Source organism: Geodermatophilus amargosae, from assembly GCF_041028265.1.
Taxonomy (GTDB): domain Bacteria; phylum Actinomycetota; class Actinomycetes; order Mycobacteriales; family Geodermatophilaceae; genus Geodermatophilus; species Geodermatophilus amargosae_A.
In genome coordinates this window covers 131,923-155,126 of sequence record NZ_JABGCW010000009.1, presented here as the reverse complement: position 1 = coordinate 155,126, position 23,204 = coordinate 131,923, and the positions used below count along the sequence as shown (strand labels likewise).

Below are 23,204 nucleotides of genomic sequence, written 5' to 3'. Positions count from 1 at the left end.
CGGTCCCGTGGACGCCGGCTCCAGCGACGCGACGACGTCTGGTCCTGGTGCGCGGGAGTGTTCCCGCGATCCAGCAGCGATGCGCTGGTGGACGCCTGCGTCGCCCGTGGGCTCGAGCCGCCGCACGACTGAGCCGGTGCGTCGTGGCCATCCGCTCGCTGTCACATGACGGGTCGAACCTGCGCAATCGCCCTATGGTGCGGGCATGACGTGGCTCGTCACCGGGGGCGCTGGATACATCGGGGGACACGTGGTCACCTCGATGCGAGAAGACGGGGAGTCGGTCGTCGTCCTGGACGACTTCTCGAGCGGTGATCCCAGACGGGTGCCCGAGGGAGTCCCGGTGATCACCGGAGACCTCCTCGATGCCGGAGCCGTCCGGCGGGCCATCCGTGAGCACGGCGTGGACGGCGTCGTGCACATCGCGGCCAAGAAGCAGGTCGAGGAGTCGGTGCGGCGGCCGTTGTACTACTACCGGCAGAACGTCGAAGGCCTGCGGGTGTTGCTCGAGGCGGTCTCAGATGCCGGCGTGACCTCGTTCGTCTTCTCCTCCAGTGCCGCGGTCTACGGGGCCCTGGACGTCGACCTGGTCGAGGAGGACATGGACTGCCGGCCGGTCAACCCGTACGGCCAGACCAAGTGGGTCGGTGAGCGGATGATCGAGGAGGTGGCGGCTGCCACCGGCCTGCGCTACGCGAACCTGCGCTACTTCAACGTCGCCGGTGCGGCCGAACCCGTGCTGGCCGACCGTGGGGTGTCGAACCTCGTCCCGATGGTCTTCCGGCGACTCGCAGCGCGGCAACCGCCGCGGATCTTCGGTGACGACTACGACACCCCGGACGGCACGTGCGTGCGTGACTTCATCCACGTGGCCGACGTCGCGTCCGCTCACGTGGCCGCTGCTCGGGCGCTCGGCCTGGGGCAGGTCGGCGGACTCACCGCGAACATCGGTCGTGGTGAGGGGGTCTCGGTACAGGAGATGGTCTCCGTCATCAGGGACGTCACGGGGACCGCGACCGAGGACTGGGCGCAGCCCGTGGTGGAGCCGCGCCGCGCGGGCGACCCGCCCCGCGTCGTCGCGTCGGCGGACCGGATCCACGACGCGATCGGTTGGCGGGCGCGTTCGGGCGTCCAGGCCATGGTGCAGTCGGCGTGGGAGGGCTGGGTGGCGGCTGCGGCAGGCGTCGAGACCGCCGGCCGTGGGTAGGCCGTCCGACCCGTGCCCGGGACGCGGCATCCGTCTCGACCGGCCGGTGGACGGTCGACCGCGCCACCGAGTGGTGGTCGACCGATGTCGAGGCGGCCCCGGGTGGACGTCGTGCGTCACCCAGCCGTGGCCGTGCTGCCTCGGACGTGCGGCGGCGGTTCGCAGCCGCGCACGGAGCGGGGCCGTCGAGCAGCGGAGGCGGGGACCTTCGCCGAGGACGTGCCGGTCACGGGAGCGCCATGCGGCTGACGGTCCTCCTCCCGCTCCGCCGTCCCACGACTGCGGAGACGTGCTGCCGCACGAGTCCCGCGACCAGCGGGGTTCCGGACGGTTCGGTGTCACGTAGCGTCGGCCGTCGTGCCTAGGCCGACCGCCCTGCCGCGCTTGACCTCCTTGCGGATATTCGCGGCCCTGGTCGTCCTGGGGTTCCACCTCAGTGTGCGGGACGTGCTCTTCCTCCCCGGCCTCGCCTCGATCGGCTACGTCGGGGTCGGCTTCTTCTTCATCCTGTCGGGTCTCGTCCTGGCCTGGGGTACGTCACCGGGACTGCCGGCCCGGACCTTCTACCGGCGACGCTTCGCCCGGGTCTGGCCGAGCCACGTCGTGATGCTCGCCGTCGTCTCGATCGTCCCGGTGGTCGCCGTGACGAGGGCGTGGGAGGAGGTCGTCCCCAACCTCCTCCTCGTGCAGGCGTGGTGGCTGGACACCTCCACCGCGTTCGCGTTCAACGGGGTCTCGTGGTCGCTGGCCTGTGAGGCGTTCTTCTACGCGACGTTCCCGGTCGTCGTCGTCTGGATGGATCGACTCGACAGGCGATGGCAGTGGGCACTGGCGTGTCTCCTCCTGGCGGGAAGCGCGCTCGTGGGGCTGATGGCTCCGCTCCTCGCTTACCACCTCCCCCTCGCCCGCTACGGCGAGTTCCTGCTCGGGCTCGTCGCAGGCCTCGCGCTCCGTGGAGGGTGGCGTCCCCGCGTCCCCGTGAGCGTCGCCTGCGTCACGCTCGGTGCGGGGGCACTCCTGGCCACCGTCGTCCCGTTCCCGTTGCCCAACGTCGTACTGGCCGGCCCCTTCCTCCTCGTGCTCCTGTGCGCCGTCGAACGGGACACCAGGCCCGTGGGTGGCTGGCTCCGGAGCGTGCCGATGGTCTTCGCCGGAGAGGTGTCGTTCGCTCTGTACCTCGTGCACGAGACGGTCATCCTCAACCTGCCTCCCCGGCTCGACCTGCCCCCCTGGGGCGAGGCCGCGGTGGTCCTCCTGGTGAGTGGGGTGGCTGCGGTGGCGCTCCACCTGCTGGTGGAGCGACCAGCGAACCAGTTGCTCCGTGGGAGCGGAGGATCAGTCGCACTCGCCGACCCCCACCTTGTCCTGCGTGCCGACGACGAGGCCCCACCGGAGTCCCTCCGGGAGAAGGAGTAGTCACCCGCGGCGTCGGCGATGTCCTCGTCGATGTACCGAGTGAGCGGGGCGTGGCCCGTCAGGTCGTGATCGGCGACGGGGGGCGGACAGAATGCTGGTCGACCGGTGACCTCGCCGAGGGTCGGCCGGCCACGCGTGCCGGAACCGTCCCGTGAGGAGCTCATGCCTCGACTGCTGGTGTACTCAGACGCGGTCGGCTCAGGAGGCGCGGAGCAGGTCCTGCGGACCCTGCTCGGCGGCTTGTCCACCGAGTGGGAGGTCGTCGTGATCGGCGTCTCGGAGGAGGTCTGCGCCCACGTCGCGTCCGCCCGCCCGGACGTCCCCTGGCTGGCGGTCCCGTCGGGGCCGCGGTGGGACCTCGGCTCCGTCATCCGCCTGCGCCGTGCGATCGCCCGGAGCTCTCCCGACGTCGTCCACGTCAACCTGACCTGGCCGTTGGCCTCCTGGCACGCCCAGCTGGCACTGCTGACGTACCGGCGGCCTGTCGTGGTCCTGCACGAACACCTGCCGACCCCCTTCCGCCGCCGCGTCTACCGGGTCGTCAAGCGCGTCCTCTCCCGACGGGCGGATGGCCACGTGGTCGTGAGCGCGGCCGCGGCCGACCTCCTGGCGAGGGAGACCGGACTCGATCGGGAACACCTGACCGTGGTGCCGAACGGTGTGGACGTACCCCGCGCGAGCCTGACGGGGCGCGCCCGTAAGGGGCCTCCGGTCGTGGTCAGCGTCGGGCGTTTCACCGCGCAGAAGGGCTTCGACGTACTGCTGCAGGCCCTGAGGCTCGTTCCGGACGCCGTCGCGCACGTGGTGGGGGCTCGATCCCCGGAGGACAGCGACTGGCTGGAGGGGCTGGCCGACGAGTTGGGGGTGGGAGACCGCGTGCGGGTGCTGCCCTGGAGTGATCGCATCCACGACGTCCTGGCCGACGCGGACGTGGTGGCCGTCGCCTCACGGGCCGAGGCAGCCCAGTTGGTCCTGCTCGAGGCACTGGCGGCCGGACTGCCCGTCGTGTCCACGCGGGTCGGCTCCGCCGAGGAGGTGCTCGGCCGGCTCGATGAACGGCTGCTGGTCCCGGTGGAGGACCCGAGGGCACTGGCCGGTGCGCTGTGTCTCGTCCTCTCCGACCGCGACCTCCGCGAGGACGTCGGTGAGCGGGGTCGGCATCTGGTCATGACGGAGTACACGACGGCTGCGGTGTGCCGCCGCTTCGAGCACTTCTACCGTGAGCGTCTGACCGCCCGACGGGGTCGAGGCCGGCGACGGACACCGTGATCCGCGGCTCCGGTGGCGGAGCCGCTCAGCCGCGGACAGCCGACGTGACAGGAGTGTGCGTGTCGATGCCGGCGCCGACGGTCGACCGTGCCGGACGTGACGTCGCCATCGTGAGGCCGACCAGGACACCGACGAGGACGGAGTTCTCGATCTCGAACGGGGTCGGGGACGTGAGCATCTGCGCCGCGAGCGCCAGCATCGCGAAGCCGAGCAGTCCGGTCGCCGCGGGTGGGCGGCCGGACTGCCGCGTCAAGGCGCGCATCCACAGCACCAGGAGCCACAGGACCAGGAGGGAACCGAGGAGGCCGACCTTGGTGAGGATCCAGATGTAGCTGCTGTGGATGTAGGTGAGGCCCTCCCGCCCCTCGAAGACCTCACCGGGCAGGATCTGCCGGTACGGAGCCCCGAACCCGACGCCGACGAGCCAGTTCTCGGAGAAGGCATCGAGCGCTTCGCTCGTCTCCCGGAAACGCCATGTCGTACTCGTGTCCGCACTGATCGTCCCGGGTTGCAGCCCGGCGAGTACCCGGCCGCTGAAGGCCTCGACGGCTCCGTCGACGAAGGCCACGAGCGGGCCGGGGAACCAGCCCCTGAGACTGGTCACGGCCACACCGACGACTCCCACGCCCGTGCACACCGCGACCGCCCGGACGGCGACCCAGCCACGAGATGCTGCGGGTGCCAGGCTGGCGAGGGAGATGACGACGAGGACGACGAAGTAGCCGCGGGTGAAGCTGAGCGCCACGACGACCAGGCTGGCCACGAGGTAGCCGACGCCCGTCCACAGTCGTACCCGGCAGGGCGGCCGACCGAGGGTGCGGGCCCAGCCCATGAGCAGGCAGGCGATGAGCACACCGCCGAGTGCCCCGGCCATGACCCCGGCCGGTGCGATCACGCGGGTGGAGGAGTACACCTCGCTGGCCTGGCCGACGTAGAGCGCCGCTGACTCGGCGCGGAACGCGAAGACCTGCACCCCGAGCGCGGCGAGGACCACACCGACCGCGGTGACCGAGACGATGACGCCGGACGTGTGGAGGAGCAGGCGGAGCTGCCGCGGCCCTCGGGTCCGGTACACGAGCACGGCTGCCACGGCCAGGTGGAGGAGCCCGCGGACGTCGCGCCACCAGTAGGCCACATCGGCGCCGTTGACGAACCCCACTGCCGAGAACGCGGCGACCGAGAAGACTGCGGCCACCGACCACAGCAGGCCCCGGGACCCGGCCTGCGCCCGGAGCAGCCAGAGGCCGACCGCGACGAGGCACACGAGACTGGCCCAGTCCAACGTGTTGCCGGCGAAGGAGACCCCTCCGGGCACCGATACGGGTAGCGGCGCGAACGCCACGACGACGAGGGTCAGGAGGAGCCCTTGCTCGATCGTCAGTCGAGCCCGGACGAGTCCCTCGTACAGGAAGGGGAGGCTGGCGACGAGCAACAGCGCCAGGACCAGTTGCGTCCATCCCATGGCGAGGGACAGTCCGGTGGTCGCGGCGGCCAGCGTCGAGGCGACGGTGACGAACGCGGATCCTCGGCTCACGCTCGTCGGTCCTCCTTCGCGCCTGCTCGGGATCGTACGGTCAGTTCGGCGGGACACGCCTTCCGCGGCGGCACGCGCGCCGTCGGCCGACCGATGCGGCACCTGCGCGGACGCCGGGCCGCTCGGTCACCTGCAACCACGGCTCGGGTGGGCCTCGAGGACCGAGGCCACCGGGGAGCGGACGACGTCGACGGGTGATCCGCTGCGGGAGGGGACGTACGGCGCCAGACGGTAATCTCCGAACAACTCCCCGGTCGCCCACCAGGTGAGGTGGGTGTGGGTCCGGTCCGCCAGGTCCAGCACCGCCTCGGCGACCTCCGCCCATCCACGGGCGTCCGGTCCCGTGGTCGGCACCCCGAACTCGCCGATGTAGCCACGGACCCGGTGACGGTGGCACCAGTCGATGAAGGGTCGGACCGCAGCGAGGGTGCGGCCGGTCACGTCGTCGTACCCCTCCCTGACCGCCAGAGCGGTCTCCTCCGCGAGGCTGCGCTGGTAGGTGCCCGAGCCGTCGGCATCCGCGTACAGGTGCTCCTCGTAGACCTGGTTGTCAGCCGAGTCCCGGATCCAGGGGCCAGGGTGCCTCCGGTCCCATGGTCTGCGAGCGCTCGAGACGGTGTGTCCGGCCACGCAGACGAGCGTTCGATCACCGGTCGCGCGGATGGCGTCGACGGTCTGCTGAGAAGCGTGCCACCAGGAGGCGTCCCGCTCCGGCGGCGTCCCGGATGCCAGGTCCCAGGGCTCGTTCATCAACCCATAGCCGTGGACGCCCGGGTTCGAGGAGAAGACCTCCGCGAGTCGGCCCCACACGTCGGCGAGGTGGTCCGCCGTCACGACGCCCTGCCCGAGGACGTGCTCCACGTGGGTCGGGGGCAGGCGGTACCGGCCGTAGTTGTGCATGTCGAGGATCGCCGTCATCCCGGCGGCCCGTATCCGGTCGACCGCGGCCGACAGGTGCGCCAACAGCGCGGGGTCGAGGTCGACCCCGAGTCGAGGCTGCACCCGCTCCCACAGGAAGACGAGCCTGATCACGCGGTGGCCGCGTGAGGCCAGGAAGTCGAAGGTCTCCTGGGAGTCGTACCGCCAGTCCCTCCCGTACTCGGTCGTCGCCATCTGAGTCGGGAGCGAGCCCCACTCGCCGCCGGCCGAGCAGACCCCGCGGAACCATCCCCGTGCCTCGCCGGCCGCACAGACCTGGCGTCCCAGGACCGTCCGCGGAGCCGAGGCCGCCGCCAGTCCGAGCCCGACGGCGATCACGGTGCCGCCGGAGAGCAGTCGACGTCGGGTCACGAGCGGACCCGCCGCCCTGGATCCGGTCGACTCGACAGCGGGCGACGACGGGCCGGGGGCCCTGCCGCCGTGGACGTCCTCGGTCCCCCATCTGTCTGACCCCGACAGGTGACCCGTCTCCGTTCCCACGGTTCGACGAATCGGCACCGGGTTAGTCTCCGCTCCGTGCGGGCGCCGTCGCAGGTCATCCTCTCGTTCGCGGCGCAGGACGACAGCGGATGCCGACGCCCGGGCCCGGACGACCCGCACGTGCCCGACGGTGGGCCCTGGTGACGTCACCACTGTCGCGGCTCTGGCCGGAGGCGGGCCTGCAGTCGTCCGATCCGCTCCTGCTGGTGGCGTCCACGGGAGGACACCTCACCGAGTTGCGCGCATGGGTGGACCGCCTGCGCCTGTCCGGCTCGAACACCTGGGTCACGTTCGACACGCCCCAGAGCCGTGCCCTGCTGGACGGAGCGGACATCGAGTTCCTGCCGTACGTGGGTCCCCGGGACCTCGAGGGCGCCATCCGAGCCCGATCGCGGCTCGGCGCGGTGCTCCGCGACCGCCCCTGGTTGACGGGCGTGGTGAGCACCGGCGCCGGCATCGCCGTCCCCGCCTTCGTCGCCGCTCGGCGCGTCCGCGTGGCCAGGCTGTACATCGAGAGCATCGCGCGGGTGACCCGGCCTTCCCTCACCGGTCGCCTCGTCCAGTGGTCGGGACTCGCCGACCTGCGGGCTCCCTACCCGGAAGCGGCACGCCGACCGTGGCGGTACGAGGGCGGGCTGCTCGACCAGTTCATCGTCGGACGCCGACCGCCTTCGCCGAGGCCGCGTCTCCTGGTCACGGTCGGCACCATCCGGCCCTACCGCTTCGACGCGCTCATCGATTCGGTACTGGAGACGGGACTGGCCGACGAGCGGACGACCTGGCAGCTCGGCTCCACGACGCGACGTGGTCTGCCGGGTCAGGTCGTCGAGGAGCTCGCGCCGGCCGAGCTCATGGAGCACGCCCGGGCATCCGACGTCGTCGTGACGCACGCCGGGGCCGGGACGGTCCTCGACCTGCTGCGGATCGGGATCTCCCCGGTCGTCGTACCGCGGCGCCGTGCGCGCGGGGAGCACGTCGACGACCACCAGGCGGAGCTGGCGCAACTCCTCGAGCGACGCGGCCTCGCGCACGTCCGGGAGGCGGACGAGCTCGACAGCCAGACGATGAGAGAGGCTTCCGGCACGATGATCACCTCGACCGATGGGATGTCCCCGTGGTCTTCCTGAGCTGGGTCGAGCACGGCAGGAGCCACGGGCTGGCCCCTGCACTCGGGTTGCGGACGGTGGACGTCGTGGCCGGGAACCGGGAGCGCTCCGCACCCCGGCGGTACGTCGACCAGGCCGTCCGGACGATCTCGGTCCTCCGGCACGAGCGCCCGCAGTCCGTCGTCGTGATGCTGCCGCCGCTGCCGGCGCTGATCACGACGCTCCTGGGGCGTCGACGGGGATCGCGCGTCGTCGCCGATCTCCACACGGGTGTCTTCAACGACCCGAGATGGTCCTGGGCCCTCCGGCTCACTCTCCGGCTGGCCCGCCGCCACGCCGTCATCGTCACCAACGGCCACCTGGCCGACGAGAGTCGCCGCCGGGGGGTTCGCGCCTTCCAGGTACACGACGTGTTGTCGCGCGACCCGGGCCCCGGGTCACCGGGCGAGCGCAACGTGATGTGTCCGCTCAGCTTCGCGTCCGACGAGCCCGTCGACGCGATCATCGATGCCGCCCGAGCGCTGCCCGACACACGGTGGTGGGTGACCGGTCGCGCGCCGGCCGATCTGGAGCTGCCCCCCAACGTCCGGTTGACGGGGTACGTGTCCGACGAGGAGTTCTGGCGGCTCATGGGTCGGGCGAACGTGGTCCTCGCCCTGACGACGCGGCCGCACACCATGCAGCGCGCCGGGTACGAGGCCCTCATGAGACTCCGCCCGCTGGTCACCTCGGACGAGCCCGTCCTGAGGGAGTTCCACGAGGACAGCGCGGTCTACACCGACCTCACCGCTGCTGCCATCGCGGCTGCTGTCCGCGAGTGTCTGCGGGACGAGCGTCTGCTCGTCCAACGGGCTGATCGTGTCCTCGCCACGCGGATGGGTGAGCAGGAGGAGGCCCTTCGAGAGCTCCGGGACCACCTGGGGTCGTCCATCCCCCGCGCATGAGCGGCGCGGTCCCCGTCAGCGAGGAGCCGGCCGGTGTCCCCGCGACCGGACCGGGTCGCGGACTGCTCGGGCGCAACGTCCTGTTCAACGCGGCCGGGGGCCTGGCCAACATCGCCGGTCAGATCGTGGCGCTCCCCCTCGCGCTCGCGGCGGTGGGAGCGGAGGGCTACGGCGACTGGGCCGTGTGGATGGCCCTGCTCCAGGTGGTCCTCGTGGCGGACCTCGGTCTGGGGCCGGCCTTGGTCCAGCGACTGGCGGCCGAGCCGGACGGGACGTCCCACGCCGATCTCAGCCGGACCGCGCTGCTCGCCTTCGGGTGCTGGTCGTCGGTCCTCGCCGTCGTGGCCCTGGGCCTCGGCTTGCCGATGGCCGCCAGCGGGGCCTTCGGACCGCGTGGGACCGATCTCGTCCTCGTGGCCGTCCTCGGGGGTCTGGTCCCGGCGCTGCTGGGCCGCTGGGGACAGGCGCGGCTGTACGCGGCCCAGCTCTTCGGCCCCGACCGGGCCTTCCAGGTCCTCGCGCTGGTGCTGCGGCTGGGCGGGCTCGCGGTCGTCCTCGCGGTGGACGGTGGGATCGTCGCGGTCGCGGTCGTGGAGGCGGTCACCTTCGGCCTGCCGGGAGTGCTCGCCGCCGTGCTCGGCGGGCGGTACACCGGTGTGGCACGGACCAGCGGCGGACGCGCGTCCGGACGCGCTCTCGCGTCGCTGTTGCACTTCGGGCTGCGGGCCTTCTCCCTGGGACTGCTGTTGACCGCCACCGTGCAGCTGCCGGTCGTCATCGCCGGTGCGATCGCCGGCAACACGGCAGCGACCGCCTTCTCCGCAGCCGTCCGGGTGCAGGGAGCACTCCGTCAGGCCCAGAGCTGGTTGACCGAGCCGTTGCTCCCCAACATCGCGGCCGCCACGCCAGCGCGTGTCCGGCAGGCGATGAGTCGGGCATCACTGGCACTGCTCGCGCTCACCATCGTGGCCGGCGCCTTCCTGACGGCATTCGCTCCACCGCTGGTGTCACTGTGGCTGGGCGCTGGTCTCGACGGCACGGTCCCCCTGGTGGTGGCCCTGGCCCTGGCCACTGCCATCGGCAGTGCCCACACGGCTCCCCAGGTGGTGGGCAATGCCCGTGGGGAACCCTGGACGTACGTGGGGCCGACCCTGGTGGCGTGTGCAGCCCATCTGCTGGGCGTCACCCTCGGCCTGTACGCGGCGGGGCTCCCCGGAGCCGCAGTCGCGGTCCTCGTCGCTGCCGTCCTCTCGGAGGTCTACTACATGCTCGTCACCCGCCGTCGCTTCGGGGCGTCGGTCGTACGCCAGATCGTCTCCACCTCGTGCATCCTCACCACCCTCTGTGGACTGGCGGCGGGAACCGCGTTCCTCGTGGCCGGCTCGCTGACCGACCTGTGGTCGGTCCTCCTCGGCGGGACCGTCTACCTCGCAGTGCTGTGCCTCGGTGCGGCCGCCGTCAGAGGTCCGCTGCTCAGGACGTCGGGGAACCGCACGTGAGACGCCTCCTGTTGTTCATGGCGTCCCTCCCGCTCCCTCGGCTGGTCCGGGCGGTGGTCCTCCGCGTGGCCGGGGTGCGGACACGGACCAAGAACATCCACACGGGGTGCTTCTTCGGCGGACCGGACATCGAGATCGGCGCCGGGGCGTTCGTCAACAGGCAGTGCTACTTCGACGTGAACGCCCCGATCCGGATCGGCGAGGGGGCCCACGTGGGTCCCCGTGTCATGTTCCTGACGTCGGAACACGACAGGGATGGACGCGGGGTCGTGCCGGCGGTGGGTGCCCGCTCCGTGTCCGTCGGCCGGGGAGCGTGGATCGGTGCCGGTGCCTGCCTGCTGCCCGGTGTGACGGTCGGTGAGGGAGCCGTCGTCGCGGCAGGAGCAGTCGTCCGCGAGGCCGTACCGCCCTTCGAGGTCTGGGGTGGGGTGCCGGCGAAGCGGCTTTCCCGGCCACCGAAGGACGAGGGCTCGGCAGCGGCGCCACGGGACCGTCCGTGAGCCATGGAGGACGACGGGTCTCACCGACTGTGTCGTCCGGTGCCGGCGCCGGGGTTGACCTAGGGTCGCACCCGCTGAACCGACTGCGGGAGGAACCGCTCGACGAGGGGATGGGCATGGACTCCCGAGGAGTGTGGGCGGCGCTTCGGAGGGCGTGGTGGCTCCCCGTGCTCGGCGCGCTGGTCGGCGGCGCGGTCGCCCTGGCGGTCAGTCTCCTCCAGACGCCGGTCTACACCGCCTCGACGCAGCTGTTCGTCTCGACGACCAACGCCGGGACGACCTCTGACGCCTTCCAGGGCAGCCAGTTCTCCGAGGAGCGCGTCGCCTCCTATGCCCGCCTGCTCACCGGAGAGGAACTGGCCCGTCGGGTGATCGACGAGCTGGGCCTGGACACGAGCCCCGCGTCGCTGCGGGAGGAGGTCGTCGCGACCCCGGTGCCCGACACCGTCCTGATCGACGTGTCGGTGACGGACCCGGATCCGCAGCAGGCGCAGGACATCGCCGCGGCCGTGGGTTCGGAGTTCCGTGACCTGGTCTCGGAGCTGGAGACCCCGCCCGGTACGAGCAGCTCACCGGTGCGAGTCCTCGTCGTCGAGCCGCCGGACCTCCCGACGTCCCCGACGTCGCCGCAGACCGCGCGGTCCACCGTCATCGGGGTCCTCGCCGGGTTGCTCCTGGGCGCCGCGGCCGCCCTCGTCCGCGTCCGGCTCGACCGGTCCGTGCGCGACCGCGACCAGGTCACCGCGCTCACCGGTGCGCCGGTGCTCGGTGTCGTCCCCCGCGACCTGGAGCTCGAGAAGTCCCACCTCATCGACCGGCAGAACACCACCGGCGGCGCCGAGGCGTTCCGGCAGCTGCGCACGAACCTGCAGTTCATCAGCCCGGACGAGCCGCCTCGCGTGATCATGGTCACCAGTGCGGTGCCGGGGGAGGGGAAGACGACCCTCGCCGTCAACCTCGCTGTCGTGCTGGCGGAGGCCGGCACGCAGGTGATCCTCGTGGAGGCGGACCTCCGGCGACCGCGGGTCACCCGCTACCTCGGCCTGGTCGGCGGTGTGGGGCTCACGAACATCCTCGCCGGCACGGCGACGATCGACGAGGTGGTCCAGAGGTACGGGGATCACCTCGCCGTCATCGGGGCCGGTCCCACGCCACCGAACCCCGGTGAGCTCCTCTCGTCGAGTCTGATGTCCTCCTTCCTGGACGATCTCCGAGCCAAGAACGACATCGTCCTGGTGGATGCGCCGCCGGTGCTGCCGGTCGCGGACGCGTCGGGGCTGGGCGCCCTCGTGGACGGCACCGTGCTGTCCGTGCGCTACGGCGTCACCACCCGGGACCAGGTGCACCAGGCAGCGATGACCCTGCGGGGTGTCGGGGCGAGGACCCTGGGCGTGGTCCTCAACCTCGTCCCACCCCGGTCCACCGTCGCCTCGGCCTACGGGTACGAGTACAGCGCGTCCTACGGCCCGGAGTCCCCGGAACCGTGACCGGGAGCGCGGGTGGGCGCGGTGGCGTGCGACGCGGGACCGGGCGCCGCCGGCCTCGCAGGGAGGGCCGACACGATGTGCTGGGTGACGTTCCCGTCTCCCATACTCCGGGGATGCCGCGCTTGTTGCTGGTGAACGAGGCGACCATGGGCGTCGGGCACCTCGGTCACGGGCGGGTCAGCGACGTCATGCTCGAGGTCATGCCGGAGCGCGGGTGGACGGTCGAGGTCCTGCCCCTTCCGGAGCCCGGGCGACTCGGGCGCATGGCCAAGCGGGGATGGCCGGTCCTCCGGCGGTGGGATGCCGATCTCTCACAGGTGCGGTGGCACCTGACCTACGGCTGGTCGGTCAGGCGGCGGATCCTGCAGAGGCTCGCCGCGGCCCCGGGTGTCGACGTCGTCTTCGTGCACACGCACAGCGTGGCCTTCCTCCTGCCCCACCGATCGAACGTCCCCGTCGTCCTCAGCGTCGACGTGGGGACACGTGCGTTGCGCCGGTACGAGCTGTGGCGGCGGTGGACGAGGGCCACGGATGTCTCCCAGTGGGTCACGGACCTCCTCGAGAAGTGGGCGATCGAGCGCCATCAGGCCACGTTGGCGTGGACACGCTGGACGCAGCAGGGACTGCCGACGCAGCGCAACACCCACGTGTGGCACCCCGGGATCACGGCCGCGAGGTCCCCGGCCGGCCCAGGGGAGCGGCGGAGGCTGCTCTTCGTCGGCGGACGCTTCGAGGCCAAGGGCGGGTACTTCCTCCTGGACGTCCTGACGCCCCTGCTGCGCGCCGGACAGGTCCAGCTGGACGTCGTCACGCAGGACGAGGTCACCACGGACCTGCCGAACGTGACGGTGCGGAGGCTCGGCCCGGGGCCCGAGCTGGACGACCTCTTCGCCCGGGCAGGACTGCTCCTCCTGGCGAGCATCGGAGAGGGCGTGCCGTGGGTGATCCTCGAGGCGCTCCGGGTGGGGACCCCGGTCCTGGCTTCCGACGTCGGAGGGAACCGTGAGGTCATCGGCGAGTGCGGCTGGATCCTGCCGTTGGGCGAGGTGTCGGCCTGGCGTTCAGCCGTGCAGAGCTACCTCGATCTGGACGAGGCCGGCCGGACCGCTCTCAGTGACCGCTGTCGAGAACGGGTGCTCGAACAGTTCGATGCCGAGGTGAACGCCGACCGCCTGGACGGGTTCCTCAGGGAGTTGAGCGCTCGTTGACCTACCGCCCTGCGGAGTCGGGGCGGAGCGAGGACGTGCGCCTGCCGGCCGTCCGAGCCCGGCGGTACCGGGCGCTGGCTCCGATCGTCGTCCCCCGGGGGATGCCCGTGAACACGGTCCACCGCAGGTCCGGGACGCCGTGATCTCCGAGGATGGCCGAGTGGCCCGCCACCGGTCGCCCGAGCCGGTCTTCTCGGTCCTCTTCGTGTGCACCGGCAACGTCTGCCGCTCGCCGCTCGCCGAGCGCCTCGGACGGGCCTACCTGCACGAGGCGTTGGGTGAGCGGGCCGATGAGGTCCGGCTCGTCAGTGCGGGCGTACGGGCGGTGGTGGGCTCGGGGTTGCACCCGGACAGTGCGCTGGTCCTTCAGGGCCTCGGCGGGGATCCGCAGGGGTTCCGTGCCCGGCAACTCCTCGATCACATGGTCGTCGACGCCGACCTCACTCTCACCATGACCCGGGCGCAGCGTCGCGAGGTCCTCGAGCTGGCGCCCCGGGTGCTGTCACGCACGTTCACGCTGCGTGAGGCTGCCGACCTCGTGCGGAGCATCGACGACGACGTCGACCGGTCGGCTGGTGACGGCTTGGCCGATCAGGCCCGGATGTTGGTCCGACGACTGCACGCAGCGCGCTCGCGCCGCCAGGGCGGCCCAGGGGACGACGTCCGCGATCCCATCGGCCTGCCTCCGGAGGTGCACCAGGAGACCGGTGAGGCGGTCGCCGCGGCTCTGCTGCCGTTGCTCGAGCGGATCGTGGGCCTCGCCTGCACCTCGGACGACGTCCGGCGTCCCTGACGCGGAGGAGAGCTCAGGCCGACAGCTCGATGACGGGCTCCGTGCGGACGCTCGCGAAGAGCAGGTCCGACAACGGCCGCAAGGCCGCGGCTATCGTCCTCGCGGTCTCCCCGTGGACAGCAGCCCGGCGACCCATCGGGTCGACGACGTCGTCGGCATCGGTGGTCATGCGATGCGCGCGCGCTGCATCGAGACGCTGGCCGAGTGCCCGGGCTCGCGCGGTGAGGGGCATCGTCCGCAGTCCCCGGAGGTCCGCCAGCGTCAGCAGGTCGGCGGCCTCGGTCAGTGTGAACGTCCGGCGCAGGCTCCGTGGTGCGATCCGGAGGACCTCACGGCGGTGGTGCCGGGTCATCGTGATCACCAGGTCGGCGTTCCCGATCTCCTCCGGCGTCAGTGCGCGGCTGCGGAAACCCTCGGCCGCGCCGCCGAGCGCCTCCAGGGCCTGCGCACTCTCGGGGGCCATGGTCCGCCCGTTGGCGGCCTCGGTCCCTGCGCTCGACACCTCGACGGCCACCAACTCGGGGCTGCCGGCGAGGGAGCCCTGCGCCCACGCCACGGCCAGCCGTTCCGCGACCGGAGACCGGCAGAGGTTCCCCGTGCAGACGAACAGGATTCTCACGTCCGAAACCTAAGGAGGTCCACCCACTCCCGGCACTGGTCGAGGCGGCGTGGTGACCCCTGCGAGTGACGCCTGCGCGACCCTCTCGAGCTCATCGTGTCGCCGCACCCGCACCCGCACCCGCACCCGCACCCGCACCTGCACCTGCACCTGCGCCTGCGCGCGGTCCGGCGTCTGCGACCCGTGACCGTCAGGGCAGCCCCTGGGTCGGTGCGACGAAACCCGTCGTCGTACGGCGCCGCCGGGTCGGCGAGCCACGTCCACGGGCAGTCGGCCGGTGGGCTCGGTACCTTCCGGCCATGGCACGGGGGGACCGCTGGTGGAACGAGCCACCGACGTGGGCCTGGATCACGATGGCCGCCAGCCTGGCCGCGATCGTGGCCATGCTGCCCGTCGCCCTGGACCGCACAGCCCCGGCCTCCGGTGGCAGCGGGGAAACGGCCGGCACCGAGCGGTCCGGATCGATCACCGCGCCGTCCGCGCCTGTCGAGCCGTCCGACGAGACGTCATCCGCCGAGGCGGAAGACGTCTCGGGTGTCGTCGTCATCGGCGACAGCGACACGCGCGGTACCGGCCGAGGAGTGGTCGCGTGGCCTGCGTTGGTGGAGGACGGCCTCTCCGACATCCAGATCGAGGCGGTGACCACCGGCGACTCCGGGTACGTCTCCACGACGGCGGGGGAGCCGACCTTGACCGAGCTCGTCTCGCGGACCGACCTGACCGACGCCGAACTCGTCGTCCTGTTCGGCAGTCGCTTCGACGCTTCGGGGATCTCCGACCGGGTGTCCGCGGCCGCCGAGGAGGCCGTCGCCACGGTCAGGGACCGGGCCCCGGGCACCGCTCTCGTGGTCATCGGGCCGCTGTGGCCCGAGGGCACTCCACCGGCCGGCGTCCGCAACAACCGGGACGTCCTCCGTGCTGCCGCCGACGCAGCCGGGGTGACGTTCGTGGACCCCCTGACCGAGGGCTGGCTCGCCGTCGGGACCGGACTGGTCGACGAGGACGACGTCCACCTCACCGGCGAGGGACAGACGGCCCTCGCCGGCCTCGTCCAGCCGGTGATCGAGCAGGCGCTCGACGAGGCGGTCTCGACCACCTCCGGTGGATGAGCCGCTCAGTAGGCGCCGGAGCCACGGAGGACGGCTCCGGCGGTCTTCCACAGGATCATCAGGTCGAGGGCCAGCGACCAGTTCTCCACGTACCGGACGTCGATGCGCACCGAGTCGTCCCAGGAGAGGTCGGAGCGTCCGCTGACCTGCCACAGTCCGGTCAGTCCCGGCTTCACGAGGAACCGGCGGTGCATGTCGTAGCCGTACTTCTCGACCTCGCTGGCGAGCGGCGGACGGGGGCCGACCAGAGACATGTCCCCGCGCAGCACGTTGACCAGCTGGGGCAACTCGTCCAGGGAGTACCGGCGCAGCGTCCGGCCGACCCGGGTCACGCGCGGGTCGGCCCTCATCTTGAAGAGCACGCCGTTGCCCTGGTCCACGGTCGCGAGCTGTTCGACCAGCCGTGGGGCGTCCTGCACCATGCTGCGGAACTTGAGCATGGTGAACGTCTCGCCGCACCGGCCGACCCGCTCCTGACGGAAGAGCACCGGTCCCCTGCTGTCCAGGCGCACCGCCGCGGCGATCGCCAGCAACACCGGCGCCAGGAACAGCAGCCCGACCGCGGCCACCGAACGGTCGACGAGCTCCTTCGTGAACCTGCGGACGCCGGTCAGCTCCGGGCGCTCCATGTGCAGCAGCGGTAGTCCTGCGACGGGGCGGATGTGCACCCGAGGGCCCACCACGTCCGTGACAGCGGGAGCCAGGAGCAGTTCGGCGTCGGTGTCCTCGAGGTCCCAGCCGAGCCGCCGGAGGACTCGACCGTGGATCTCGGGCCCGGGGAGCACGGCGACCGTGTCCACCTCGAACCGGGTCACGATCTCGGCGACGTCCCGGACCCCGCCCAGGACGGGCAGGCCGTTGAAGGCATCGGCCGAACGGCTCTGCTCGGTGGTCGGCAGGCAACACCCGATGACCCGGTAGCCCTGGTGGGGGGAGCGCTGCAGCTGCTCGTCGAGCGCCGCGACGGTGTCGCGGGAGCCGACCAGGATGGTCGTCTGCAGGTAGTGCCCCCGTTGCCGCTCGCGGCGCAGCCGGTGGCGGTGGACGACCCGTCCGAGCAGCGTGAACAGCGTGGCCAACGGCAGCGTCATGACCACCAGGCCGCGCGCGACCTCGAGTCGCAGGCCCCACGACACGGTCGCGACGACGGCGAGCACCGCCACGGCGGCGCCGAGCACCCTGCGGTACTCCTCGACGCCGATCCAGAGGAACCGCTGCTCGTACGCGCGCGCCAGCAGCATCGCGGGCACCCACACGACCGGGACGAGCAGCGCCTCCCACAGGGGCGGACGAGGACCGTCCGCCGCGAAGACCTCGAACCAGAGCCAGTAGCCGAGGAGGCCGGCGAAGAGGGCGACCACGGCGTCCAGGGTCATCGTGCGCCAGACGTAGCGGCGGCGCCACGCCCGCCGGGCGGCGGTCCCCTCGCCCCTAAGGGCACCGGCGAAGAGTTCCCAGCCGTCCCGTCGTGACGACCCGGTGGACTGACGTCTGGAGCCGTGGACGCTGGTGGCGGACATGGCCTCACTCCCCGTTCCCCGTTCCCCCGTGGAACGCGGACGTCGGAAGCTGCGCGTCCGCGCCGTGTCATTGGGCCACGGAGTCCTCTGGGACACCACTTCGAGTGCACGGACGTCACGCCGAGCCATGACGCCGTCACGATGGCGGCAGATCAGGCTGCTGTGACCGGTTTCCGGTTGCTCTCCGTGATGAAGGAAGCGACGGATGGTCTCCGACCGGTCCCGGACCACGTGCTCGGCGACACGTCCCTGGTCGGCCGGGCCCGCCGCTCGCCAGCGAGGTGGAGAAGTACGGTGACGGCGTGCACCGCCGGTTCCTCGTGAAGCCGGGACTGACCGGACCGTGGCAGGTCAGCGGACGCTCCGACCTCTCATGGGAGGACCCGGTGCGCATCGACGTCCGGTCGCTGGCCCTCGACCTGATGATCCTGTGGAAGACCGCCGGAGCCGTCCTCCGTGGCCCCGGCGCCCACTGAGCGGAGCGGCGCGCGGCCGCGCGCCGTCCCGTCCCGCCCCGAGGTGCTCTGGCGTGCCCTGAGCTGGTTCTTCGTGCTCGTCGCTGCCAGTGTGCTCACGGCGTTCGCCGTGTTGCTGCTGACCGGGGAGTACCACAACGAGGGCCCGGTCATCGCCGTCGTCGCGACGGGCCACGGTCTGCACCGTGGCGACCTCTTCGTGCTGGCCGGCTGGGCCGCCGGGATGCTCGCGCTCCTCGGCGTCGTGCTGGCCCATCGCCGCGGACGGCGAGCCGGCAGCGGTGTCAGAGACCTGGGCGCACCGCGCCGCACCGGCAGGCGTACAGGCTCGAACCGCTGAACGGATCGTCGGCGACCCACCGGAACCGGTGCAGGTGCCATGCCCGCGACCGACGCTCCGCGTCGGGACGCGCCACTGCGAGGCGGCTGCTCACGACCGCAGTCTGACAGCCGTCTCCGGTCCGGCCGAGTGCTCCGCCGATCAGCGGGGGACGTCGGGCAGCGCCTCGGTGTCGAACTCGCCGGCGTTCTGCGACAGCGAGTCGTTCCGCAGGTAGGCCCACATGCGGTCGCCGGTGACCTGGTCGAGGTAGACGACGCTGGCCGGGCCCTCCGTCCCGGTGCCGAGCACCGGCGCGGTGAACGAGTCGACGTTCTCCGGCCGCAGGTCGCGCAACGAGTAGGCCAGCGACAGCAGGTCGGCGTTGCCCAGCGTGTCGTCGACCGCGACGGCACTGGTCACCGCGAGCAGTGCGGCGTCGAGCCTGCCGGGGTCGGTCAGCGTCCCGGAGCTGAACAGCTGCGTGAACACCGCCTCGACGAACTGCTGCTGGCGGCGCACCCGGTCGAAGTCACCGCCCTCGAGGCCGTAGCGCTGTCCGAGGTACCAGCGGGCCTGGTCGCCGTCGAGGTGGTTGATCCCGGCGGGGAACGTGTACGGCCCGTTGCTGGTCGTCTCGGCGACGACGACGTCGACCCCGCCCAGGTCGTCGGTCACCTGGATGATGCCCTCGAAGTCGATGGTCACGTAGTGGTCGATGCGGACGCCGGTGAGCTGCTCGACGGTCCGGATGAGCAGCGTCGGCCCGCCGAAGGCGTAGGCGGCGTTGACCTTGTTCGTCCCGTACCCGGGGACGTCGACCCACGAGTCGCGGGGGATGGACACCAGCTGGGCGTGCTGCCGGTCGCCGGAGAAACGGGCGATCATGATCGCGTCGGAGCGGCCGCCCGCGGCGATGCCCTCGTCCGCGGTGCCGCGGCTGTCGCTGCCGACGAGCAGGAAGGTCACCGGGTCCGCGGCGGCCTCCGCCGCAGGCGTGGCCGGCGCCGGGCGGGCGTCCTCGTCCAGGTCGCCGAAGACGTCGGCGACCCGGTCGATGTTGCCGGCGTAGCGGTCGGTCAGGTACCAGAGGCCGCCGCCGACCAGCACGGCCAGGACGGTGACGAGGACGCCCAGCGCGATCAGCAGACGTCGCAGGCCCCGGCGGCGCCGGGGAGGCCGCTCGTCGGTGGACGGCTCGTCGGGAACGAGCACGGACCCGTCGCGCTCCTCGTCGTCGCTCACAGTGACCCCCGTCGACCGGCAGAAGCCCCGAGGTTAGGCGGGGACCGGCCGATCGGCGGCCTGGTCCCACCCCTGTGGAGTGAGACCGCCCGGCGCCCGGCGCCCTGCGCCCTGCGCCCTGCGCCGGGCGCCGGGCGCCGGCGCGCCCCGGCGCCGCTGCCGCCTCCGCTCAGACCGTCGTCGGTCCGGCGCCGGCCCGGAGGTCCTCCTCCAGGCCGGCGAGGACGGAGTCCAGCTCGCGGCGGAGGTCGCGGGCGTCGGCTGCCTGCCGCGCGTCCGCCAGCCGGATGCCCCGCCCCAGCCCGAGGGCGACGGCGGTCGCCACGGCCAGCCAGGTCAGCACGACGAGGAAGACGACGGTCACCGTCCCTTCCTACGGGGAGGCGGATGGCCGGCCGGCCCGGCCGCGCGGGCACATGCTGCCGAAACGGTCGGCTGCCGGTGTCGACGGGAGCGGTTCCGGACCCCAGCCGCCCGACCGGCCCCACGAGCCCCGTCGGGCGCGTCGTCGCGCGGCCGGCAGCGCCGCGGGGTCCGGTGCCGGGTGCCAGGGGCGGCCCGGCACTTCTGGCACCCTGTCGTCCGTGAGCGACATCCGCCGTCTGCTGGTGACCGGCGGCGCCGGCTTCATCGGCGCCAACTTCGTCCACCAGACCGTCGAGCGCTTCCCGCAGTACCGGGTGACGGTGCTCGACGCGCTGACCTACGCGGGCAACGAGGCCTCGCTGGCCGGCGTCCGGGACGCGATCACCTTCGTGCACGGGTCGATCACCGACGCCGCGCTGGTCGACGACCTGGTCGGCGCCAGCGACGCCGTCGTCCACTTCGCGGCCGAGAGCCACAACGACAACTCGCTGGCCGACCCCGAGCCGTTCCTGCAGACCAACGTCGTCGGCACCTACACGCTGCTCGAGGCGGTGCGCCGGCACGGCGTCCGGTTCCACCACGTCTCCACCGACGAGGTCTACGGCGACCTCGAGCTCGACGACCCGCGGAAGTTCACGCCCGAGACGCCGTACAACCCGTCGAGCCCGTACTCCTCGACCAAGGCGGCCTCCGACCTGCTGGTCCGCGCGTGGGTGCGGTCCTACGGCGTGCAGGCGACCCTGTCCAACTGCTCGAACAACTACGGGCCCTACCAGCACGTCGAGAAGTTCATCCCGCGGCAGATCACCAACGTGCTCGCCGGGCGGCGTCCGCGGCTCTACGGCGCCGGCCAGAACGTGCGCGACTGGATCCACGTCGACGACCACAACGCCGCGGTGCACGAGGTCCTCGAGCGCGGCCGCACCGGGCACACCTACCTGATCGGTGCCGACGGCGAGGTGGACAACCGCACCGTCCTCGCCACGATCCTCGAGCTGATGGGCCGGCCGGCCGACGCCTTCGACTCCGTCACCGACCGGGCCGGGCACGACCTGCGCTACGCCATCGACGCCACGAAGCTGCGCGAGGAGCTGGGCTGGCGGCCCCGCTACACCGAGTTCCGCGACGGCCTGGCCGCGACCATCGAGTGGTACCGCGACAACGAGGAGTGGTGGGCGCCGCAGAAGGAGCGCGTGGAGGCGGCCTACGCCGCCCGCGGCCAGTGACGGCGGTCGTCCTCGGCGCCGGCGGGCAGGTCGGCCGGGCGCTGACCCGCCGGTTCCCCGACGCCGTGGCGCTGACCCGGGCCGGTCTCGACGTCGGCGACCCGGCCGCCGTCGCCGCGTACGACTGGTCCGGCGTCGACCTGGTGGTCAACGCCGCCGCCTGGACCGCCGTCGACGCCGCGCAGGACCCGGTCAACCACGCCGCCGTGCGGGCGGTCAACGTCGACGGCGTCGGCGCCCTGGCCGACGCGGCCCGCGCGCACGGCTTCCTGCTCGTGCACTTCTCCACCGAGTACGTCTTCGACGGCGCCTCGCACGGGCCGATCCCGGAGGACGCCCCGGTGCACCCGCTGAGCGTCTACGGGCAGAGCAAGGCCGACGGCGACGCGCTGGTCACCACGCTCGACCGCCACCTGCTGCTGCGCACCACCTGGGTGGTGGGGGCGGGGCGCAACTTCGTGCGGACCATGGCCGGTCTCGCCGACCGCGGCGTCAGCCCCGCGGTGGTCGCCGACCAGGTCGGCCGGCCCACCCTCGCCGACGACCTCGCCGCCGCCGTGGACCACCTCGCCGGCGCCGGGGCGTCGGGCACCGTCAACGTCACGTGCGGCGGGGAGCCGGCGTCGTGGGCCGACGTCGCGGAGGTCGTGTTCGCCGCGCGCGGCCGGGACCCGCACGACGTGCGGCGGGTCAGCACCGCCGAGTACACGGCGGACAAGCCCGGCCTGGCGCCGCGGCCGCTCAACAGCGTGCTCGACCTGGCGAAGCTGGAGGCGACGGGGTTCGCGCCGCGCGAGTGGCGCAGCGCCGTCCGGAGCCACCTCACGACGGCCGGCTGAGCACCGCCCCGAGCACCTGCCGGGCGCAGTCGTCCACGGTCCGCCCGGCGGTCTGCACGGTGACCTCCGCGTCGGCCGGCGTCTCGTAGGGATCGCTGATGCCGGTGAAGGCCGGGATCTCCCCGGCCCGCGCCCTGGCGTAGAGGCCCTTGCGGTCGCGGGCCTCGCAGTCGGCCAGCGACGTGGCCACGTGCACGAGGAGGAAGCTGCCCGGCCCCGCCTGCGCCTCCACCTCGCGCCGCACGTCGGCGCGCACCTCGGCGTAGGGCGCGATCGGCGCGCAGACGGCGATCCCGCCGTGCTTGGCGATCCGCGCGGCGACCCAGCCGATCCGGCGGACGTTGGTGTCGCGGTCGGCCTTCGAGAAACCGAGCCCCGCGGACAGCGAGTGCCGCACCTCGTCGCCGTCGAGCAGCGTCACCGTGCGGCCGGCCTCGACGAGCAGCTCGACCAGCCGCGCGGCGATCGTGGACTTCCCCGCGCCGGACAGGCCGGTGCACAGCACCACGGTGCCGCCGGTGCGCGCCGTCCCCGGCCACGGCCGGCTGCCGGCCAGGGACGCGCCGTGCGCGGCGGCGAGCTCCTCCGGCCCGGCCTCCGGCGCACCCGGGGTGACCGGCACGGGCACGACGACGACGTCGCGGCCGCCGTCGCGCACGGCTGCCCAGGCCGCGGCGGCACCGGCCAGCGCCGCCGAGTCCGGCGCGAGCCCGGCCGCGGGCAGCAGCACCAGCAACTGCTGGGGCAGGTCCGCGACGTCGTCGGGCGGCAGCCCCACCCACGCCGCGACCTCCGTCCAGCCGCGGTCGTGCAGCCGCTCGGCCACCGTGGCGGGCTGCTCCCAGCGCGGCACCTCGACGACGGTCAGGTCGTCGCCGGCCGCCGTCGCGACGAGCACGCCCTGCGCGTCCTCGTACTCGCCGGCGGGCGGGAGGGCGGGCAGCGGCCCGAGGCCGGAGCGGAAGCGGGCCACCGCGGCGACCTGGGCGTCGTCGAGCCGGGCGCGGGTCTCGGGCATGGGCCCATCCTGCCGCTCGGCCACGCTCGCCTGTTCGGGGATCTCCGACGGGCGCGCGCAACGACGACGTGATGCACTTCGGGGG

At 72.6% G+C, this 23,204-nt stretch carries 22 protein-coding genes; 15 read left to right on the top strand and 7 right to left on the bottom strand.

What is annotated here, in order from left to right; genetic code table 11:
• Positions 1-205 precede the first annotated feature (205 nt).
• From galE to HLV61_RS12125, 3 genes are all read left to right on the top strand, one after another.
• Positions 206-1,207: a UDP-glucose 4-epimerase GalE gene (gene galE / locus HLV61_RS12135; RefSeq protein ID WP_369255686.1), complete on the top strand. Its 1,002-nt coding sequence runs from the start codon at positions 206-208 to the stop codon at positions 1,205-1,207.
• Between the two features lie 357 nt (positions 1,208-1,564).
• Positions 1,565-2,623 (top strand): acyltransferase family protein, encoded by a 1,059-nt coding sequence (locus tag HLV61_RS12130; protein ID WP_369255684.1) that lies wholly within the window; start codon positions 1,565-1,567, stop codon positions 2,621-2,623.
• Between the two features lie 162 nt (positions 2,624-2,785).
• Positions 2,786-3,892 (top strand): glycosyltransferase family 4 protein, encoded by a 1,107-nt coding sequence (locus tag HLV61_RS12125; protein ID WP_369255682.1) that lies wholly within the window; start codon positions 2,786-2,788, stop codon positions 3,890-3,892.
• 25 nt (positions 3,893-3,917) lie between these two features.
• Here HLV61_RS12125 and HLV61_RS12120 read toward each other — a convergent pair whose 3' ends face one another.
• On the bottom strand, positions 3,918-5,426 hold the full coding sequence (locus HLV61_RS12120) for an O-antigen ligase family protein (RefSeq protein ID WP_369255680.1): 1,509 nt from the start codon (positions 5,424-5,426) through the stop codon (positions 3,918-3,920).
• A gap of 126 nt (positions 5,427-5,552) precedes the next feature.
• Complete coding sequence (locus tag HLV61_RS12115; RefSeq protein WP_369255678.1) at positions 5,553-6,965, bottom strand: glycoside hydrolase family 5 protein; 1,413 nt, start codon at positions 6,963-6,965, stop codon at positions 5,553-5,555.
• A 20-nt stretch (positions 6,966-6,985) separates the two neighbouring features.
• Between HLV61_RS12115 and HLV61_RS12110 the strand changes: the two genes are divergently transcribed.
• The 7 genes from HLV61_RS12110 (at position 6,986) to HLV61_RS12080 (ending at position 14,382) form a co-directional block, all read left to right on the top strand.
• Positions 6,986-7,972 carry a glycosyltransferase gene (locus tag HLV61_RS12110; RefSeq protein WP_369255676.1) on the top strand — a complete coding sequence of 329 codons (987 nt, stop codon included), beginning with the start codon at positions 6,986-6,988 and terminating at the stop codon, positions 7,970-7,972.
• Positions 7,973-8,028: 56 nt separating this feature from the next.
• Positions 8,029-8,895 (top strand): glycosyltransferase, encoded by an 867-nt coding sequence (locus HLV61_RS12105; RefSeq protein ID WP_369255674.1) that lies wholly within the window; start codon positions 8,029-8,031, stop codon positions 8,893-8,895.
• Positions 8,892-10,394: a lipopolysaccharide biosynthesis protein gene (locus HLV61_RS12100; protein WP_369255672.1), complete on the top strand. Its 1,503-nt coding sequence runs from the start codon at positions 8,892-8,894 to the stop codon at positions 10,392-10,394. The genes HLV61_RS12105 and HLV61_RS12100 overlap by 4 nt, the downstream gene beginning before the upstream one ends.
• 65 nt (positions 10,395-10,459) lie before the next feature.
• Positions 10,460-10,894, top strand: coding sequence for an acyltransferase (locus HLV61_RS12095; protein WP_369255670.1), 435 nt, complete (start codon positions 10,460-10,462; stop codon positions 10,892-10,894).
• A gap of 116 nt (positions 10,895-11,010) precedes the next feature.
• Positions 11,011-12,381, top strand: coding sequence for a polysaccharide biosynthesis tyrosine autokinase (locus tag HLV61_RS12090; protein ID WP_369255668.1), 1,371 nt, complete (start codon positions 11,011-11,013; stop codon positions 12,379-12,381).
• Positions 12,378-13,589 (top strand): glycosyltransferase family 4 protein, encoded by a 1,212-nt coding sequence (locus HLV61_RS12085; protein ID WP_369255666.1) that lies wholly within the window; start codon positions 12,378-12,380, stop codon positions 13,587-13,589. The genes HLV61_RS12090 and HLV61_RS12085 overlap by 4 nt, the downstream gene beginning before the upstream one ends.
• 160 nt (positions 13,590-13,749) lie before the next feature.
• Positions 13,750-14,382: an arsenate reductase/protein-tyrosine-phosphatase family protein gene (locus tag HLV61_RS12080; protein ID WP_369255664.1), complete on the top strand. Its 633-nt coding sequence runs from the start codon at positions 13,750-13,752 to the stop codon at positions 14,380-14,382.
• 13 nt (positions 14,383-14,395) lie between these two features.
• Here HLV61_RS12080 and HLV61_RS12075 read toward each other — a convergent pair whose 3' ends face one another.
• Positions 14,396-15,001: an arsenate reductase/protein-tyrosine-phosphatase family protein gene (locus HLV61_RS12075; protein ID WP_369255662.1), complete on the bottom strand. Its 606-nt coding sequence runs from the start codon at positions 14,999-15,001 to the stop codon at positions 14,396-14,398.
• Positions 15,002-15,300: 299 nt separating this feature from the next.
• Here HLV61_RS12075 and HLV61_RS12070 point away from each other — a divergent pair, with 299 nt between their 5' ends.
• A complete protein-coding gene (locus HLV61_RS12070; RefSeq protein ID WP_369255660.1) occupies positions 15,301-16,110 on the top strand; it encodes an SGNH/GDSL hydrolase family protein in 810 nt (269 codons plus the stop codon).
• Between the two features lie 5 nt (positions 16,111-16,115).
• Here the strand turns inward: HLV61_RS12070 and HLV61_RS12065 are convergent, their stop codons facing one another.
• A complete protein-coding gene (locus HLV61_RS12065; RefSeq protein WP_369255658.1) occupies positions 16,116-17,630 on the bottom strand; it encodes a sugar transferase in 1,515 nt (504 codons plus the stop codon).
• Between the two features lie 302 nt (positions 17,631-17,932).
• On the opposite strand from HLV61_RS12065, the gene HLV61_RS12060 reads away from it, so the two are divergent.
• Both HLV61_RS12060 and HLV61_RS12055 read left to right on the top strand, forming a co-directional pair.
• Positions 17,933-18,106 (top strand): sugar transferase, encoded by a 174-nt coding sequence (locus HLV61_RS12060; RefSeq protein ID WP_369255656.1) that lies wholly within the window; start codon positions 17,933-17,935, stop codon positions 18,104-18,106.
• The gene (locus tag HLV61_RS12055; protein ID WP_369255655.1) at positions 18,087-18,446 is read left to right on the top strand and encodes a hypothetical protein; all 360 of its coding nucleotides are present in this window, start codon (positions 18,087-18,089) and stop codon (positions 18,444-18,446) included. Before HLV61_RS12060 ends, HLV61_RS12055 begins: the two co-directional genes overlap by 20 nt.
• Positions 18,447-18,587: 141 nt before the next feature.
• On the opposite strand, the gene HLV61_RS12050 is transcribed toward HLV61_RS12055, so the two are convergent.
• Complete coding sequence (locus tag HLV61_RS12050) at positions 18,588-19,640, bottom strand: LCP family protein (RefSeq protein ID WP_369255653.1); 1,053 nt, start codon at positions 19,638-19,640, stop codon at positions 18,588-18,590.
• A 199-nt stretch (positions 19,641-19,839) separates the two neighbouring features.
• A complete protein-coding gene (locus tag HLV61_RS12045; RefSeq protein ID WP_369255651.1) occupies positions 19,840-20,034 on the bottom strand; it encodes a hypothetical protein in 195 nt (64 codons plus the stop codon).
• A 220-nt stretch (positions 20,035-20,254) separates the two neighbouring features.
• On the opposite strand from HLV61_RS12045, the gene rfbB reads away from it, so the two are divergent.
• Together rfbB and HLV61_RS12035 are read left to right on the top strand one after the other, a co-directional pair.
• The gene (rfbB, locus tag HLV61_RS12040; RefSeq protein WP_369255649.1) at positions 20,255-21,262 is read left to right on the top strand and encodes a dTDP-glucose 4,6-dehydratase; all 1,008 of its coding nucleotides are present in this window, start codon (positions 20,255-20,257) and stop codon (positions 21,260-21,262) included.
• A complete protein-coding gene (locus HLV61_RS12035) occupies positions 21,259-22,101 on the top strand; it encodes an SDR family oxidoreductase (protein WP_369255647.1) in 843 nt (280 codons plus the stop codon). Before rfbB ends, HLV61_RS12035 begins: the two co-directional genes overlap by 4 nt.
• Here HLV61_RS12035 and cysC read toward each other — a convergent pair.
• Positions 22,085-23,119: an adenylyl-sulfate kinase gene (cysC, locus tag HLV61_RS12030; RefSeq protein ID WP_369255645.1), complete on the bottom strand. Its 1,035-nt coding sequence runs from the start codon at positions 23,117-23,119 to the stop codon at positions 22,085-22,087. The two genes, HLV61_RS12035 and cysC, sit on opposite strands and share 17 nt — an antisense overlap.
• Positions 23,120-23,204: the final 85 nt, after the last annotated feature.

Bases quoted from the DNA above. Each gene is read 5' to 3' on its own strand.
- HLV61_RS12090 (WP_369255668.1), top strand. From the start codon at position 11,011: ATGGACTCCCGAGGAGTGTGGGCGGCGCTTCGGAGGGCGTGGTGGCTC.
- HLV61_RS12065 (WP_369255658.1), bottom strand. From the start codon at position 17,630: ATGTCCGCCACCAGCGTCCACGGCTCCAGACGTCAGTCCACCGGGTCG.
- galE (WP_369255686.1), top strand. From the start codon at position 206: ATGACGTGGCTCGTCACCGGGGGCGCTGGATACATCGGGGGACACGTG.
- cysC (WP_369255645.1), bottom strand. From the start codon at position 23,119: ATGCCCGAGACCCGCGCCCGGCTCGACGACGCCCAGGTCGCCGCGGTG.
- HLV61_RS12125 (WP_369255682.1), top strand. From the start codon at position 2,786: ATGCCTCGACTGCTGGTGTACTCAGACGCGGTCGGCTCAGGAGGCGCG.
- HLV61_RS12100 (WP_369255672.1), top strand. From the start codon at position 8,892: ATGAGCGGCGCGGTCCCCGTCAGCGAGGAGCCGGCCGGTGTCCCCGCG.
- HLV61_RS12070 (WP_369255660.1), top strand. From the start codon at position 15,301: ATGGCACGGGGGGACCGCTGGTGGAACGAGCCACCGACGTGGGCCTGG.